This window comes from Ruegeria sp. SCP10, from assembly GCF_040329495.1.
GTDB lineage: Bacteria > Pseudomonadota > Alphaproteobacteria > Rhodobacterales > Rhodobacteraceae > Ruegeria.
Window position 1 is genome coordinate 133,409 of record NZ_JBDZYF010000001.1, and the last position, 15,191, is coordinate 148,599.

Genomic DNA, 15,191 nt, shown 5'->3' on the forward strand with positions numbered 1-15,191 from the left:
GATGGTGGAATTGCTGACGGCGGCGCAGATGCGGGCGATTGAACAGGCGGCCATCGAGTCCGGTAAAGTCACCGGGCTGGAGTTGATGGAGCGTGCCGGGCAGGGCGTTGTTGAGGCGATCTTTGAGGAATGGCCGGAGTTGACGGATCGAGGGGCCAGCCCCTCGAGCTCCCCGGGATATTTGGGGCCAGATGAAGAGGATCCCCTGCGTGCCGTGGTGTTGTGTGGGCCGGGGAACAATGGCGGTGACGGGTTTGTTGTCGCGCGGTTGTTGCGAGAGCGGGGATGGGAGGTTGAGGTTTTTCTGTATGGCGATCCCCTTAAATTGCCACCGGATGCGCGGATGAACTATGAGCGGTGGATAAGCATCGGAGAGGCAAATCCCCCATCAAAGTTGCCAACTGATACTTGCCTTAAGCTGATCGATGTTTTTTCGAAGGCAGAGGTTCCAACGGTTTTCGTGGATGCTGTGTTCGGTACCGGACTTTCAAAGCCGCTTTCCAAAAGCACTTTCGAGTTTGATTTACTTATGCAAAACCTGATCTCTCATGAGAATGTCAAACGTGTGGCAGTCGATGTTCCTTCGGGCTTGTGTTCGGATAGCGGAAAGCAAATTGGTCACAGTTATCGTGCAGAATTGACCGTTTCGTTTAACGCATTAAAGGATGGCCATGTTCTTGGAATGGGGCCTGATGTTTGCGGAAAAGTCGTCGTCAAATCCATTGGTCTTGAAAGAAAAGGATTGTCTGAGAGAGCTTCTGATCCGGTGCAGTTGATCGAAATCGATCTGGACTCGGATTGCGATGTGTTTTCAGAAACTCGAGAGCTCACCAAGTCTGCGTCGTCTCACAAATACTCCCACGGCCATGCACTGATCCTGTCCGGCGGTCCCGGCAAAACAGGCGCAGCCCGGTTGGCGGCGCGGGCGCCTTTGCGGATTGGGGCAGGGCTGGCGACGCTGGGTGTACCTCCCTCGGCGCAGATGGAGGTTGCGGCGCAAGTGACGGCGATCATGTTGCAGCGGGTTGAAGGCGCAGATGGGTTGTCTGAGGTGTTGCAGGACGAACGGCTGAATGCCTTGTGCCTTGGCCCCGGTTTGGGTTTGGACCGTGCGCGCGAACTCGTGCCGGTTGCCTTGGAAGCTGGGCGCGCAACGGTTTTGGACGCGGATGCTTTGACCGCTTTTGCAGATGACCCTGTTGCACTGTTCGCGCAACTGCACAAGAACTGTGTACTGACCCCTCATGGGGGCGAGTTTGCGCGTTTGTTTCCGGACATCTCGGAAAAACTAAACGCTGTGCCAATCAAAGGTCCGGCCTATTCCAAGGTTGATGCGACGCGAGAGGCCGCTCAACGGGCAGGGTGCATTGTGCTGTTTAAAGGACCAGACACGGTGATCGCAAACCCGGACGGGCAGTGTTCTATCAATGCCGCGGTTTATGAACGCGGGGCCCCTTGGCTGGCAACAGCTGGGTCAGGCGATGTCTTGGCCGGGTTTATCACTGGTTTGCTTGCACGCGGTTTCGGCCCGATGCAGGCTGCTGAAAGCGCAGCCTGGCTTCATGTGGAATGTGCCCGACAGTTCGGGCCGGGCCTGGTCGCCGAGGACTTGCCTGAGCAACTGCCGGCCGTGTTTCGGACACTGGAGACGTGAAGGCAATTAGCGGGTTTTGGCCGAGACCGCCAAGAAATAGCGGTTTTATAGTGTCGCCGGTCGCTGAGCGATGCCTGGGATTTGCATGAGCCACCGCAAAGGTGCAAACTTGCCTTGGTGGATCAAAAGAGACACCACGCAATTCCAAGCTAGTGCTCAAAACAATATTTATGCCCACATCTGTGGGATTTGGCAGCTGAATCGACGGCGGGCGACCCGGAACCTGCATCACGAAAACACATGTTTTTGTGATTGTCTGGGCGGTACCAAAACCTAAGCCATTGATGGTGATTGATATGAACTCTTATTTCAAACCAACATCCGCTGCCGCCATTGTGGTTACAGCCACTGCGACCTCGGCAATCGCCGAATTGAAGTATGAAAACAACAGTGGCGGTTATGTCGAACTGTACGGTCAGTTCAACCCGGCGCTGATCTCGGTCGACGATGGGCAGGAAACCGAAACCCGCGTGCTGGACAATGATCTGTCCAACAGCCGGGTTGGCCTGCGTCTGATGCAGCCCTTCGGGACCAACGAATTCACGTTCCGGTTTGAAACCGGGTTAGGTTTGCCCGGATCGGCATCAGCTGATCAGTTTGGCACCAACAGTGATGGGTGGTCGCGTGAGGATATCCGACATGTGGATTTCGCGCTGAAGGGGGGATGGGGTAAATTCTCGGCCGGACAGGGCAGCATGGCCTCGGACGGGGCGGCTGAGGTGGACCTGACCTATGTCGGTACGGCACTTTATTCCTTTACCAATGATGAGAATTCCAGCTTCTTCTATCGTGGCACTGATGGCGTTCTCAGTGACATCACAATAGGAGACAGCAGCAGTAACTTCGATGGGTCCCGGCGTGGTCGCATTCGCTATGACACGCCAGATTTCAACGGGTTTTTAGCCGCCATCGCCTATGGTCAGAACATTCTGTCCAGTAGTGATGATGATGACTACTACGATATCAGCCTTGGATATCAGTCCACCTTTGCTGGTGGTGCTGAGTTCAAAGCCGCGCTGGCCTATGCCGTGCGGTCGCGTGATGACAATTCCGGAGACCGCAAGGATACGATCGGATCCGCCTCGGTTCTGTTGCCCAGCGGGTTAGGCGTTACATTCGCGGCTGGTACCCGGGATGAGGATGAGGCTGGCGTCTCGGATCCCAGTTTCTGGTATGGGAAGCTGTCATATGAAGGCGATTGGATTGCATGGGGAAAAACCGGTGTCGGTATTGACTACTATGACGGCTCGGACTTCGAGACCGACGGTTCTAGTACCCAGGCCTGGGGGATCGCTGTGGTTCAGCGGATCGACAGCATCAATACCGATGCCTACCTGAAATACCGCAATCACGATTTTGATGACGGGACTTCGTTCGACAAGAATGCGGCTTGGGTTTTGGGCGCGCGCTGGCGGTTCTAAAAGCACGTTCTGAAGGAATGCACTGGCCCCGCTTTGATACTGAGCGTTTTTTCGTTGCAGACACCCTAAAACCGGGGTGATCGGCCCTTTGACCCCTTGCACGCGGGCGGCTGTGCAAATAGAAGGCGTCAAATTTGCCCGGCGCGCCCGTGTTGCGCGCCCCGAATCCTATGGGGACTACCATAATGCAGGTTACCGAGACGCTGAACGAAGGTCTGAAACGCGGCTACAACATCGTTGTGACCGCAGCTGAGCTGGACGATAAGGTCAACGAAAAACTGACCGAAGCGCAGCCCGAGGTCGAAATGAAAGGTTTCCGCAAAGGCAAGGTGCCGATGGCGCTGCTGAAGAAGCAGTTTGGCCAGCGTCTGTTGGGTGAAGCCATGCAGGAAACCATCGACGGTGCGATGAACAAGCACTTTGAAGACAGTGGCGACCGCCCTGCGCTGCAGCCTGAGGTCAAGATGACCAACGAGGACTGGAAAGAAGGCGACGATGTCGAAGTTGCGATGTCCTACGAAGCCCTGCCAGCGATCCCCGAGGTTGACCTGAAGTCGGTCGAGCTGGAAAAGCTGGTTGTCAAAGCCGATGATGCAGCGGTCGAAGAAGCGCTGAACAACCTGGCGGAAACCGCGCAGGACTTCAAAGCGCGCCGCAAGGGTTCGAAAGCCAAGGACGGCGACCAGATCGTGTTTGATTTTGTCGGCAAGGTCGATGGCGAAGAGTTCGAAGGCGGCTCGGCCGAGGATTACCCGCTGGTTCTGGGCTCGAACAGCTTTATCCCGGGTTTCGAAGAGCAGCTGGTCGGCGTGAAGGCCGAAGAAGAAAAGGACGTGAACGTCACTTTCCCCGAGGAATACGGTGCGGAACACCTGGCCGGTAAAGATGCGGTTTTCAGCTGCACAATCAAAGAAGTGAAAGAACCGGTTGCCGCTGAACTGAATGACGAGCTGGCCAAGAAATTCGGTGCTGAAGATCTGGAAGCCTTGAAAGGTCAGATTTCTGAGCGTCTGGAAGCTGAATATGCTGGCGCCTCGCGCGCTGTTATGAAGCGCGGCCTGCTGGATGTGCTGGACGAGAAAGTCTCGTTTGACCTGCCCCCGTCGCTAGTTGAGGCCGAGGCCAAGCAGATCGCGCATCAGCTGTTCCACGAAGAAAACCCGGATGTGGAAGGCCACGACCATGGCGAGATTGAGCCGACCGACGAGCACAACAAGCTGGCCGAACGCCGCGTGCGTCTGGGCCTGTTGCTGGCCGAGCTGGGCCAGAAAGCCGAGGTTGAGGTGACCGATGCGGAGATGACTCAGGCGATCATGAACCAGGCGCGTCAGTACCCGGGTCAGGAACGTCAGTTCTTTGAGTTCGTGCAGCAGAACGCTCAGATGCAGCAGCAGCTGCGCGCGCCAATCTTCGAAGACAAGGTTGTCGACTACGTGTTCGAACTGGCGACAGTTGCGGACAAAGAAGTCAGCAAGGACGATCTGCAAAAAGCCGTTGAGGCACTGGAAGAGGAATAATCCTCTTCCCCCCCCCTTTTGTGGGGGGCTGTAATAGAGCGGAGCCGCCTTTGAACAGGGCGGCTCCGCGTGGGTGGCTTTTGTATTATGAGGTGAGGGGGTCAGGCCTCATGAGCAAAAGCACGGGGGGTATCTAGCAGAGCATGTCTTTGCTCTGGCGTGAAGGTATCGGTCAGCGTCTCAATCAACCGAAGAACATCTTGACGTTCCTCTTCGGTGCGCGCTGCGCTCATCTGCTCGACAAAGTATTTCTCAAGATCCGTGAGCGGTTTGTGATCGCGGTTCGCGGGTTGCTTCTCGATGGCTTTTTTCGAGTTGAACAGGGCCAGAGCCTCTTCTTCTTCCAGGAACACGTCCTCGTGGATACCGGCGAATTCGCGAATGCCTTGGATACGTTCGTCAGTACAATCCAGCAGTGCGGCCAGAGCCGACACTTTGCCCATCGGAACGGTTTTGCCCACATAGTCGTAAGGCGCGCAATTCGAGCGTTTCAGAACCCGGTCCATAACCGGATCAATGACAGTGATGATGTCTTCCATGCCAGCATTCTTGGCGTATTCAAGCGAGCCAATCATCAATTCGCAGGTCGCATAAGAGACCGAGTTTTTCTCTTTCCCGCGGCTGAGCCTTTGAGTGTCGACACAGAAGCGTGTGGATTCCCACATTCTTGCGCTGCGGATCGGAGCCTCTCCGTCGAGAATGGCTGAGAAAACATCAGCCAGCATGTGAGGTCCGGTGGTCTGTAGGGCACGCACGGCTGCGACGACATTCCCCCCGTCGTCGAGTCCGATCACATATGCCGGGTCCAGATGATCGAATTCGTCGATCTCTTTCCCGTCTTCGATCTTTACGTCCCATCCAAGGCGCCCGCCGAAAACGCGTGCGCGCAGTTCATACATTTCGTCGAGAACTTCGCCGAACAGGTGTCTGTTCAGCCCATCAACAACAACAATCATTTTTTCCCCCTTCGAGTGGTTGTTCGGTAAACTAGACGTTACCGTTTTGCCGGGGGTTTTCTATTGGGGGTTTCCCGTATTTTGGCAGAATTTGGGGTTTTTTGTGGTTAACTAGGCGTAATGAGGCCGATGGCAATGGCGCGACCAACCGCTTGTGGCGTTGTTAATGCGCTGAGTTTCTCGCGGCTAGATCGCAGATGAACCTCAACCGTGCGATGTGAAATCGACAGGATATCGCCGATATCCTGTTGCGATTTCCCCGCTGCAACCCATTGTAGAATCTCGACTTCACGTGTCGAAAGGTTGGGATGGTAGAGCGCACTTGTAACCTCATCAGAAGACACGACATGGTCGTGAATATGTACAGCCATGGATTGCAAGTCGCCAATCACATGGGTGTAGAGCTTGCGCCACTCTTCCTTGCTGCAGTCGCGCGAGGCGCTCAGCAATCCGATATCCCCGAACGGCCCCCGGACTGGTATCGTAACACCTTGGTTTGATATGCCAAATTCACTGGCATCATTGAACATGCGCTGGAATTCAGGGCCGCGTTCCAACCGGCTCCAATCCACGGGTGCGATACTGCGACGGGCCATGTGGATCGTGGGGTCGATCATGATCAGACCCTGGTTCTGGTAATGTTCGGTCCAAGCATCATCATAGGTTACAAAGCCCGCAACCGTGCCAGACGCAGGGTTCATGCCTGCATAGGCGGCATGATCCATATCATGCTTTTCGCACACTTGTTTCAGAAACTCGGTATACCGAGTTTCTGCATCCGGCAGAGTGCTCAGATCAACAATTTCCATGCGGCGTCTACCAACTGCGGCCCATCCCACAGGCCCGATGGTGTCTTCGGACCAGTAGTAAACTTAGAGCGGAACCCAAATTACCTCACATCGGAAAGGACAACATACTTTCGGGAATATGACAAGGCGAGGTGCCAATTGTCTGCACATTTGAGTATTACTTGCGTAGACTAGAACATTTATATCACTATAACCAAATTCCAAATCCACAGGCGTTGTCCTGGATTTGGTATGGTGTCAGGGGCCAGGTCTCAGGCCTGTTTCAACCAGCATTCCGCGCGCTTTTGCTTCGGGATAGAAGCCTTTGGCGTACAGGAAAATCGCCCGTTGCTGGTCACCATCGGATAGCAGCCATGCGCCCCGTAGGTACTTCCCTGCGAACTCCAGATTGGTATCTGCGTCCAATAGGCCCTGAGCGTCGCCCTGATAGCCCATTGAGCGCGCTGTGGCCGGCAGAATCTGCAACAGTCCGTAATACGGTCGGTTTACAGCCCACGGTCTGTGCGTACTTTCACGGATCGCCAGCTTGTGCACGAGTTCGCGGGGCAGGTCGTAATGATCGGCCCAATTGTTGATCGATGCACGCAGTTCTGGCGTTTCATTGGGGTAGAGCGGAGGATCGAACGCTTCGGTGTCGTTTCGCGATACCTCGGCGCCGCTACATGCGTTTAGAGCCGAGATTGCGATCAACGTGATGAGGCCACGGCGGGAGAAGACTGCCATTTATGTACTCCAAGCTCAGAAGCGCGATGATATGGATCGCATTGGGTGTCGCAACCATATCCGTGAATTTGGGCCGAATTTTGCTGGTTGGAAATTAAAAAAGGGCCGCGCGGAAGGCGCAGCCCTTTGTTGCGTTCAGCGTGGCCTGATCAGGCTTTTGCTTCGTCTTCTTCAGCAGCGGGTGCTGTGTCAGAAACCAGCTCGTCATCATCCGAAGCGGCGGAACCGATGTCGTCGAACAGTTCTGCGATCTCGAATTCAGCAGCGGCTTCTTCTTCAGCGGCCAGTTCCTGGATCGATTTGCCCGACGCCTGCAGTTCGGCTTCTTCTTCCGAACGGGCGACGTTCATCTTGATCTCAACTTCGACCTCGGGGTGCAGTTTGACTGCCAGCGAGTGCAGACCCAGTTCCTTGATCGGTGCGATCAGGGCGATCTGTTTCTTGTCGACTGTGAACCCAGCCTGAGTCGCAGCGTCTGCGGCGTCACGCGGGGTGACCGAGCCGTACAGAGCGCCAGCATCCGAGGCCGAGCGAATCACGATGAACTGCTGACCGTCCAGCTTTTCAGCCAGTGCTTCAGCTTCTTTCTTGGTTTCCAAGTTGTGCGCTTCAAGCTGCGCTTTGCGCGCTTCGAACGAGGCGATGTTCGACTCGGACGCGCTCAGCGCTTTGCCCTGGGGCAGCAGGAAGTTGCGGGCGTAGCCGGGCTTGACGTCAACGACGTCGCCCATCTGACCCAGTTTCGCAACGCGTTCCAGAAGGATAACTTGCATGTCAGTCTCTCCTTACTTCACGGCGTAGGGCAGCAGGGCGAGGAAGCGGGCGCGCTTGATAGCACGGGCCAGTTCACGCTGCTTTTTTGCCGAAACGGCGGTGATGCGCGAAGGTACGATCTTGCCACGCTCAGAGATGTAGCGCTGCAGCAGACGGGTGTCTTTGTAGTCGATTTTCGGCGCGTTCTCACCCGAGAACGGGCAGACCTTGCGGCGGCGGAAAAATGGTTTTGCGGCCATGGTTTATGTCCTTTCGTCAGGCGTTGATCAGCGGCGCTCGCGGCGGCCTTCGCGCTCGTCGCGCTTCTGCATCTGGACCGAAGGGCCCTCGGCGTGCTCGTCGACCTTGATGGTCAGAACGCGCATCACGTCATCATGCAGGCGCATCAGGCGCTCCATTTCCTGAACGGCGCCCGCGGGGGCGTCGGTCTTCAGGAAAGAGTAGTGACCCTTGCGGTTCTTGTTGATCTTGTAGGCCATCGTCTTAACGCCCCAGTACTCGCTGTCGACGACGTTGCCGCCGTTGTCAGCCAGAACGGTGCCGAAGTGTTCGACAAGGCTTTCTGCCTGCGCGTTGGACAGATCCTGACGCGCGATCATTACATGCTCATACAGTGGCATGTTCACTCCTGTTTATATCAAGGCGCATTTCAAAGGCGGGGCCATCTGGTCCTTCGCGACCCTGCCACGAGAGGCTGCGCGATTCATACGTAGTGCGAAGGATGGCCCGATATACACGTTTCAGCGCGCGGGGCAAGACCTGCCATAGATGCCTTGGTGAAGTCGCCCAATTTCCTTTGCTGCGCCCAATTCCTGACGCTTTTCGGCTCAAGGTTGTTTACCAAACCGGAGATGAGCCGGACAGTTAGCCGAGAAAGGCAACCTATTCAGGGTGAATATGTTATGACCGCGATGAACACAAACACACTTACCAAGCAGACCCCCAGCGCGAGCTTTGAGCATTCGGTGCCGGTCAAGATCGCGTTCAAGGCGAACTGGCAGGCGCGGATCATTCTAGCGCGGGTTGTTGGCGCGTTTCTGATCGTCTCTGCCTTTTCCATGTGGCTGATGCCGGGGTCGGTGATTGGCGCTGAGGTCTGGCCGATCAAACTGGCTGCATCCATGTTGTTCCTGATTATCGGGGTCAGCCTGCTGACGATCGAGTTGATGGACCCGCGTCCAGACGCCTATTTTGATCCCATCCGCCGCGAAGTGCGCATTCTGCAAAAGAATGAAAACGGTCGCCCACAGACCGTACTGCGCCGCAGCTATGACACGTTGGGTGGAGCCCGTTTCGAGGACGATGAGGTGGAACTCTATGACGTCGATGGTAGTCTTTTGATGAAGCTGCCCTTGCAATCGGCGGATGTTAGCCGAGCGCTCAAAGCGCAATTGAGCCAAACAGTAACAATTTTCGCCTGATTTTTATTCTGTTCAAAAAGGAACAGAGTTTGTGAATCAAAATGACTTGTGTGCCGCCGTTTGGCGGCACATTTTTGTTTCCGAGCAAACGCACTAGTTTGCATAGTGTTCATAAACCCGGAGACTGTCATGAAATTCACACTTCTTGCCGCCGCGCTTGCACTGTCGGCGACCACAGCGTTCGCCAGTGCCGAGAAATACGTTCTGGACCCGAGCCACAGCCAAGTACTCTTCAGCTACGACCACCTTGGTTTTTCGACCACCTATGGCATGTTCTCGGGCTTTGAGGGCGAGATCATGTTTGATCAGGAAAACCCTGCAGCCTCGACTGTGTCGGTCTCCATGCCTGTGATGTCGATGTTTACTGGCTGGGAAGCGCGCTCGGATCACTTTATGACCGAAGATTTCTTTGGTGCCTCTGAGGGAGACATGGTCACCTTTACCTCGACCGGTATTGAAGTCACCGGTGAAGGCACAGCTAATATCACAGGTGATCTGACCATGAACGGCGTCACCAAATCGGTTGTTCTAGATGCGAAGCTGAACAAAGTGGATCAGCACCCGATGGCAAATAAGCCCTGGGCGGGTTTCAACGCGACCACAACTCTGGTCCGCAGCGAATTTGATCTGGGCCAGTTCGCCCCGTTCGTCAGCGATGAAGTCGAAGTTCAGATCTCGGTCGAAGCGCAAAAAGCAGACTAATATCCGATCTAACTCTGGAATAGAAACCGCCGGCGGCTTTGCCCCGGCGGTTTTTTGTAGGCTTATTCGGCCCGGATCGCGGTCAGATCAATCGTAACCGATACGGCAAAGGCCAGCGAATCCTCGGCTGGCATCGTCGCGCCGATTTCGAAATCGAGACGGTTTAGCTCCAGCCGCCCTGCAACGGTTGCGGTGTTGCCCTGAAGTGCCAGGTCGAACGGCAAGACCACATCCAGCGTCTTGTCTCGAATGGTCAGGGGGCCGCGGGCCTCGTACCCGGTTTCTGTTTTATACAGGTCGGCTGCAAAACGCGCGGTTGGAAACTGGTTGTTGTCAAAGAAATCGGCACCCATCGCCTGATCCGTGACCGTTCCAAGGGTAAGCGATCCGATAGATACATTTACATCAACCGATCCGGCCAGGCCGGGCTCAGATAGGTCCTCGAAAGCGATGGCTGCTGTCCAATCCGCAAAACTACCGGTGACCGGGCTGCCTAGCTGCGTGATCGTGATCGACAGGGTGCCATCTTGCACCTGCCAGTCCGATTGCACCTCGGCAAGCTCTGTCGTGTCGGTATGTGCCTTGGAGTGATCTGCAAAGACGCCGATCATCCCGCCGCCGATCAGAACCGCGCCCCAGATGCACAGCGCTGCGAAGGTGGGCAGGATGGAGTGGTGTTGGGCAGGGGGCTCTGGGGCGTCAGAGTGGCCGGGCAACATGCGACGCAAGGTGCTGTCTTTATCAACTACATGGTGTTTCAAAGCGCCCATGATGTGCAGTGCTAAGGACCCTGCCAGAACACAAATGAACAGCCAATGCAGCCCGGCTGTGACCTCTGCCACATAGGGCGATTTGGGGACAAAGGGCAGATTTTGCCCAAAGGGCCAGAAGATCGGAGCAAATCCTTCGGTAGCGGCGTGATGTATCCAGCCCGTTAGCGGGACAAGAACCAGAGAGGCATAGAGCATCCAATGCACCGTCTCGGCGGCGAAGGCTTCGGGCTTGTTTTCGGCATTCAGCAGCCCGGGTTTGGTTTGCGTGACGGCCCAGAGGATGCGCCCCAGCGCGACAAAGAACACTGTAATCCCGACAGTTTTGTGAAGTGAGAACAACTGGGCGGCGCGGGCGATGTCCTCTTCTGTGGTCGGTATAGAGGGGTCGTAGATCGCGTGGGCCAGTTGGTTTGCGAACCATCCCAAAGGCAGTGCCGTAAAAATCAGCAGAGCGGTCAGCCAGTGAAAGGCTTTGGTGACACTGCCATAGCTTGAGAACGTGTTAGTTGCGGGCATCGGATGGGAACTCCGGATTTGTTTGGCTGTGTCCAACCTAAAGCCACCGGGCGGGCGTGCAAGTAACAGCTTGCGCACATACCCAGTGCCGCTATGCACCCTACTTGTGCCGCGCCCCTTGTCAGTTTACACCCCGCCGCAACCTAACGTCATCCATGAGGTTGCAATGACACGCGCGTTCGTTTTCCCGGGGCAGGGTGCCCAGACCATCGGAATGGGCAAAGCACTGGCCGAAGCCTATCCGGCCGCCCAAGCCGTTTTTGATGAGGTCGACGACGCACTGGGTGAAAAACTGAGCCATCTAATCTGGGAAGGTGACATTGCTGATCTCACGCTGACGCAGAACGCTCAACCCGCGCTGATGGCCACCTCGCTGGCCGCACTGCGCGCGTTGGAGGCTGAGGGTGTCTCGGTCACCGATGCGGCCTTTGTGGCGGGGCATTCGCTGGGGGAATATTCAGCGCTGGCGGCTGCGGGTGCATTGTCGGTCGCCGATACCGCCCGCCTTTTGCGTAAGCGCGGGCAGGCGATGCAAAGTGCCGTTCCCGTCGGCGAAGGCGCGATGGCTGCAATCCTTGGTCTTGACCTGGAAGGCGTGCGTGCCGTGGCCGAAGAAGCGGCACAAGGTGATGTTTGTCAGGCGGCTAATGATAACGATCCGACCCAGGTTGTTGTGTCCGGTGCCAAAGCGGCGGTTGAACGTGCGGCAGAGATTGCCAAAGAAAAGGGCGCAAAACGTGCGATTTTGTTGCCTGTAAGTGCTCCATTTCACTGTGCGCTGATGCAACCTGCTGCAGATGTAATGGCAGAGGCCCTGGCGGCGGTTGAGATCAAAGCTCCGGCAGTGCCTCTCGTCGCCAATGTGCGCGCCGAGGCGGTCTCGGACCCTGATCTGATCCGGCAGCTGCTGGTCGAACAGGTAACCGGTTCCGTGCGCTGGCGTGAAAGCGTGCAGTATATGGCGGCGCAAGGGGTGACCGAAACCTGGGAGATCGGCGCAGGCAAGGCGCTGTCAGGCATGGTGCGCAAGATCAACCGCGACATAGTCGGCAAGGCGGTTGGCACACCTGACGATGTCCAAAAGGCCATTGGCGCCGAATCGTAAGCATAGAATGCGCCCGCAAGGGCGCCTCACGAAGGAAACAGAATGTTTGATTTGACTGGTAAGAATGCGCTGATCACGGGCGCGTCAGGCGGGATCGGAGGTGACATTGCGCGCGCTCTGCATGGCGCAGGGGCTGCGGTTGGCCTGTCCGGCACACGGGTAGAGCCCTTGCAAGCGCTGGCAGATGAGCTGGGCGAGCGTGCGCATGTTCTGCCTTGCAACTTGAGTGACCCCGAGTCCGTAGAGGCGCTGCCGAAACAGGCAGCCGAGGCCATGGGATCGGTGGATATTCTGGTCAACAACGCTGGGATCACCCGGGACAATCTGTTTATGCGTATGTCCGATGAGGAATGGCAGAGCGTCATCGACGTTAACATGACCTCGACCATGAAACTGTGCAAAGGCGTTATCCGGGGCATGATGAAGGCGCGTTGGGGCCGGATCGTGAATGTCTCGTCCGTTGTTGCTGCGATCGGCAATCCGGGGCAAGCGAACTATGCAGCGTCGAAGGCCGGAATGATCGGCTTTTCCAAGGCCTTGGCGCATGAAGTTGCAACGCGCGGTATTACCGTAAACGCGGTGGCCCCAGGCTTTATCACCACGGCCATGACCGAGAAGCTGACCGAGGAGCAGAAAAAGGGGCTGCTGCTTAAGGTTCCGGCGGGTCGGATGGGCGATCCCGAGGAAATCGCGGCGGCGGTTCTTTACCTAGCCAGTCCCGAAGCAGGCTATGTCACGGGAAGCACCTTGCATGTGAATGGCGGTATGGCCATGTTGTGAGCGCATAACAGGACAGGCGCGAAAGCGTTTGCCTTGTGCGCCGACTATGTTATAGGCGGCGCATCTATGCAGAGGCCGGTTGTTCAGATCGGCCTTCTACTTTCCCGGTGCACCGGGACCCAAACCGCCCGGAATGGGCAAACTAAAGCCAGCCTGAGCGGGCAAGGGCAGAACCGGGCAAACCGCCCTGAATAGGAATGAGGAATAGACATGAGCGACGTCGCAGATCGCGTTAAGAAGATCGTTGTTGAGCACCTGGGTGTTGAAGAGGACAAAGTTGCGGAAAACGCGTCCTTCATCGACGATCTGGGCGCAGACAGCCTGGACACTGTTGAGCTGGTCATGGCCTTCGAAGAAGAGTTCGGCATCGAAATCCCTGATGACGCAGCCGAGACCATTCAGACCTTCGGCGACGCGGTCAAATTCATCAGCGAAGCGTCCTAAGCGTTTCATTTCTGATCAAAAGCGGCGCTTCCGGGCAACGGAGGCGCCGTTTTTTATTGTCTCCCGCAATTCTGTCTTGCGCCAGTGCCTTTCGCTGAGCACTGTTTCCATTGAGGCATAATTCCAAGTGGGCAGGCTATGATAAGATCCACTCCTATGATCAATACGGCGCGGCTGACATTGTGTGCGATGCGGCCCGAGGATTTTGAGCGTTTTGCCGAAATCTGGCGTGATCCTTGCGTTGTCGAACATATCGGCGGCTCGCCGCGGTCACGTGGAGAATCCTGGGACTCGTTTTTGCGAAACGCTGGGCACTGGCAGATGGCTGGCTTTGGCCAGTGGGGTATTCTGCAGCAATCGAATCGTAAGCTGATTGGTCAGGCCGGGTTTTTCTATGGAAATCGCGGGCTCGGTGAGGATTTCGATGCCTGTCCCGAAGCAGGTTGGGTTCTGGCCACCGAAGCGCAGGGGCAGGGATTGGGATATGAGGCAGCTTTGGCTGCACATGACTGGTTTGACCGAATTATGCCCGGCCCGTTGGTGGCCATGGTGAATGCGGCCAATGAGTCCTCGCAGAAACTGGCCGAAAAGCTTGGATATGCGCGGATGCGCGTGGCGCAGTTCAATGGCACAGATGTCCAGCTGTTGCGTCGCGACGGTCCCCCTGCGCGGGCGTAAACTCGCCTATATCTACAGATGCCGCAAAACGGCTAAACTGTGCCGATCCCGATCGAACGGGCGCGATTCCTGCGTTTATGCTACACTGTGTTTTAGAGCGATTGAGCGAAGGAGCGTGCTCATGAGGATTTACCCCACTATGGAATTGCAGAACGGCCGATGTGTGACACTGGACAAGGGCCGTCTGGATGAGGCAATGATCTGGCATGTGAATCCGGTTGAAACGGCACGCGGCTGGTCAACAGCGGGTGCTGAGTGGATGCATCTGACGGATTTCGATGCGATCGAAGGGCGCGATACCAATTCCGAGCTGGTCGAAGAATTGATCCGCACGGCAGAGATGCCGGTGCAACTGGCCGGTGGCATGCGAACCCGCGAGCAGGTTGAAAACTGGATCGACAAAGGGGCCGGTCGGATCGTTATCGGAACCCTGGCAGCCCGGGACCCGAAGCTTGTCAAGGAACTGGCGAAGCTTTATCCGGACCAGATCGTTCTGGCGGTGGATGTCTGGAAAGGGTTCGTCATGACCGAAGGGTGGCGCAGCCAAAGTGCGTTCACGCCTGAGGCGTTCATCGACGCGTTTGATGGCACACCCTTTGCCGCCATTCTCGTCACCGATATTGACAGCGATGTGGAAGATGTCGAGGCGCAGCTTGGACTAATCTCCGGGCTGGCGCAGCATTCTCGGACGCCGGTCATTGCCAGCGGGGTTGTGCGCACGGCGGACGATATCTCGCGCCTTAGCTATATACCTAACATCGCGGGGGCCTTGGTGGGCCGCGCATTGTTCCGCAAAACCGTGGATCTGTCCGATGTGCTTGACGTTGCTGCCTCGGCGCGGGAACCCGTCGCGCAGTTTCAGTAGTACCGCAACGATTGACAGCAAGGCGGTAAGTCGCTTGCGCCGATTATCGCCTT

General features: G+C 56.4%; 17 protein-coding genes. 10 read left to right on the forward strand and 7 right to left on the reverse strand.

What is annotated here, in order from left to right:
- The first annotated feature begins 1 nt into the window (after nucleotide 1).
- From ABLN87_RS00735 to tig, 3 genes are all read left to right on the forward strand, one after another.
- Entirely contained in the window at nucleotides 2-1,654 is a 1,653-nt protein-coding gene (locus tag ABLN87_RS00735) for an NAD(P)H-hydrate dehydratase (RefSeq protein ID WP_353006439.1), read from the forward strand.
- 296 nt (nucleotides 1,655-1,950) lie between these two features.
- Complete coding sequence (locus tag ABLN87_RS00740) at nucleotides 1,951-3,075, forward strand: porin (RefSeq protein WP_353006442.1); 1,125 nt, start codon at nucleotides 1,951-1,953, stop codon at nucleotides 3,073-3,075.
- Nucleotides 3,076-3,260: 185 nt separating this feature from the next.
- Complete coding sequence (tig, locus tag ABLN87_RS00745) at nucleotides 3,261-4,592, forward strand: trigger factor (protein WP_353006445.1); 1,332 nt, start codon at nucleotides 3,261-3,263, stop codon at nucleotides 4,590-4,592.
- 101 nt (nucleotides 4,593-4,693) lie between these two features.
- Here the strand turns inward: tig and ABLN87_RS00750 are convergent, their stop codons facing one another.
- The 6 genes from ABLN87_RS00750 to rpsF all read right to left on the reverse strand — a co-directional run bounded on the left by ABLN87_RS00750 (nucleotide 4,694) and on the right by rpsF (nucleotide 8,474).
- Complete coding sequence (locus ABLN87_RS00750; RefSeq protein ID WP_170530606.1) at nucleotides 4,694-5,548, reverse strand: acyl-homoserine-lactone synthase; 855 nt, start codon at nucleotides 5,546-5,548, stop codon at nucleotides 4,694-4,696.
- A 107-nt stretch (nucleotides 5,549-5,655) separates the two neighbouring features.
- Complete coding sequence (locus tag ABLN87_RS00755) at nucleotides 5,656-6,357, reverse strand: LuxR family transcriptional regulator (RefSeq protein WP_353006449.1); 702 nt, start codon at nucleotides 6,355-6,357, stop codon at nucleotides 5,656-5,658.
- Between the two features lie 237 nt (nucleotides 6,358-6,594).
- On the reverse strand, nucleotides 6,595-7,080 hold the full coding sequence (locus tag ABLN87_RS00760) for a lytic transglycosylase domain-containing protein (RefSeq protein ID WP_353006452.1): 486 nt from the start codon (nucleotides 7,078-7,080) through the stop codon (nucleotides 6,595-6,597).
- 149 nt (nucleotides 7,081-7,229) lie between these two features.
- Nucleotides 7,230-7,853, reverse strand: a complete 624-nt coding sequence (gene rplI, locus ABLN87_RS00765; protein WP_353006455.1) for a 50S ribosomal protein L9 — start codon at nucleotides 7,851-7,853, stop codon at nucleotides 7,230-7,232.
- A gap of 12 nt (nucleotides 7,854-7,865) precedes the next feature.
- Nucleotides 7,866-8,093 carry a 30S ribosomal protein S18 gene (gene rpsR, locus ABLN87_RS00770; RefSeq protein ID WP_005608650.1) on the reverse strand — a complete coding sequence of 76 codons (228 nt, stop codon included), beginning with the start codon at nucleotides 8,091-8,093 and terminating at the stop codon, nucleotides 7,866-7,868.
- A gap of 27 nt (nucleotides 8,094-8,120) precedes the next feature.
- Entirely contained in the window at nucleotides 8,121-8,474 is a 354-nt protein-coding gene (gene rpsF / locus ABLN87_RS00775) for a 30S ribosomal protein S6 (RefSeq protein WP_039970775.1), read from the reverse strand.
- Between the two features lie 282 nt (nucleotides 8,475-8,756).
- Between rpsF and ABLN87_RS00780 the strand changes: the two genes are divergently transcribed.
- Both ABLN87_RS00780 and ABLN87_RS00785 read left to right on the forward strand, forming a co-directional pair.
- A complete protein-coding gene (locus tag ABLN87_RS00780; protein ID WP_353006459.1) occupies nucleotides 8,757-9,275 on the forward strand; it encodes a hypothetical protein in 519 nt (172 codons plus the stop codon).
- Nucleotides 9,276-9,404: 129 nt separating this feature from the next.
- Nucleotides 9,405-9,977 (forward strand): YceI family protein, encoded by a 573-nt coding sequence (locus tag ABLN87_RS00785; RefSeq protein WP_353006462.1) that lies wholly within the window; start codon nucleotides 9,405-9,407, stop codon nucleotides 9,975-9,977.
- A 62-nt stretch (nucleotides 9,978-10,039) separates the two neighbouring features.
- Here the strand turns inward: ABLN87_RS00785 and ABLN87_RS00790 are convergent, their stop codons facing one another.
- Nucleotides 10,040-11,266, reverse strand: coding sequence for a cytochrome b/b6 domain-containing protein (locus ABLN87_RS00790; RefSeq protein ID WP_353006465.1), 1,227 nt, complete (start codon nucleotides 11,264-11,266; stop codon nucleotides 10,040-10,042).
- Between the two features lie 166 nt (nucleotides 11,267-11,432).
- On the opposite strand from ABLN87_RS00790, the gene fabD reads away from it, so the two are divergent.
- The 5 genes from fabD to ABLN87_RS00815 all read left to right on the forward strand — a co-directional run bounded on the left by fabD (nucleotide 11,433) and on the right by ABLN87_RS00815 (nucleotide 15,138).
- Nucleotides 11,433-12,371 (forward strand): ACP S-malonyltransferase, encoded by a 939-nt coding sequence (gene fabD / locus ABLN87_RS00795; protein WP_353006468.1) that lies wholly within the window; start codon nucleotides 11,433-11,435, stop codon nucleotides 12,369-12,371.
- Between the two features lie 42 nt (nucleotides 12,372-12,413).
- Entirely contained in the window at nucleotides 12,414-13,151 is a 738-nt protein-coding gene (gene fabG / locus ABLN87_RS00800; protein ID WP_170530597.1) for a 3-oxoacyl-[acyl-carrier-protein] reductase, read from the forward strand.
- A 210-nt stretch (nucleotides 13,152-13,361) separates the two neighbouring features.
- On the forward strand, nucleotides 13,362-13,595 hold the full coding sequence (locus ABLN87_RS00805; RefSeq protein ID WP_008756330.1) for an acyl carrier protein: 234 nt from the start codon (nucleotides 13,362-13,364) through the stop codon (nucleotides 13,593-13,595).
- A gap of 138 nt (nucleotides 13,596-13,733) precedes the next feature.
- Entirely contained in the window at nucleotides 13,734-14,273 is a 540-nt protein-coding gene (locus ABLN87_RS00810; protein WP_353006471.1) for a GNAT family N-acetyltransferase, read from the forward strand.
- A 121-nt stretch (nucleotides 14,274-14,394) separates the two neighbouring features.
- On the forward strand, nucleotides 14,395-15,138 hold the full coding sequence (locus ABLN87_RS00815) for a 1-(5-phosphoribosyl)-5-[(5-phosphoribosylamino)methylideneamino] imidazole-4-carboxamide isomerase (RefSeq protein WP_353006474.1): 744 nt from the start codon (nucleotides 14,395-14,397) through the stop codon (nucleotides 15,136-15,138).
- Nucleotides 15,139-15,191 lie beyond the last annotated feature (53 nt).

Coding starts and splice junctions, on each gene's coding strand:
- tig (WP_353006445.1), top strand. CDS start 3,261: ATGCAGGTTACCGAGACGCTGAACGAAGGTCTGAAACGCGGCTACAAC.
- ABLN87_RS00785 (WP_353006462.1), top strand. CDS start 9,405: ATGAAATTCACACTTCTTGCCGCCGCGCTTGCACTGTCGGCGACCACA.
- ABLN87_RS00815 (WP_353006474.1), top strand. CDS start 14,395: ATGAGGATTTACCCCACTATGGAATTGCAGAACGGCCGATGTGTGACA.
- rplI (WP_353006455.1), bottom strand. CDS start 7,853: ATGCAAGTTATCCTTCTGGAACGCGTTGCGAAACTGGGTCAGATGGGC.
- ABLN87_RS00735 (WP_353006439.1), top strand. CDS start 2: ATGGTGGAATTGCTGACGGCGGCGCAGATGCGGGCGATTGAACAGGCG.
- rpsF (WP_039970775.1), bottom strand. CDS start 8,474: ATGCCACTGTATGAGCATGTAATGATCGCGCGTCAGGATCTGTCCAAC.
- ABLN87_RS00810 (WP_353006471.1), top strand. CDS start 13,734: ATGATAAGATCCACTCCTATGATCAATACGGCGCGGCTGACATTGTGT.
- ABLN87_RS00780 (WP_353006459.1), top strand. CDS start 8,757: ATGACCGCGATGAACACAAACACACTTACCAAGCAGACCCCCAGCGCG.
- ABLN87_RS00740 (WP_353006442.1), top strand. CDS start 1,951: ATGAACTCTTATTTCAAACCAACATCCGCTGCCGCCATTGTGGTTACA.
- ABLN87_RS00755 (WP_353006449.1), bottom strand. CDS start 6,357: ATGGAAATTGTTGATCTGAGCACTCTGCCGGATGCAGAAACTCGGTAT.
- ABLN87_RS00805 (WP_008756330.1), top strand. CDS start 13,362: ATGAGCGACGTCGCAGATCGCGTTAAGAAGATCGTTGTTGAGCACCTG.
- ABLN87_RS00790 (WP_353006465.1), bottom strand. CDS start 11,266: ATGCCCGCAACTAACACGTTCTCAAGCTATGGCAGTGTCACCAAAGCC.
- ABLN87_RS00750 (WP_170530606.1), bottom strand. CDS start 5,548: ATGATTGTTGTTGTTGATGGGCTGAACAGACACCTGTTCGGCGAAGTT.
- fabG (WP_170530597.1), top strand. CDS start 12,414: ATGTTTGATTTGACTGGTAAGAATGCGCTGATCACGGGCGCGTCAGGC.
- ABLN87_RS00760 (WP_353006452.1), bottom strand. CDS start 7,080: ATGGCAGTCTTCTCCCGCCGTGGCCTCATCACGTTGATCGCAATCTCG.
- fabD (WP_353006468.1), top strand. CDS start 11,433: ATGACACGCGCGTTCGTTTTCCCGGGGCAGGGTGCCCAGACCATCGGA.
- rpsR (WP_005608650.1), bottom strand. CDS start 8,093: ATGGCCGCAAAACCATTTTTCCGCCGCCGCAAGGTCTGCCCGTTCTCG.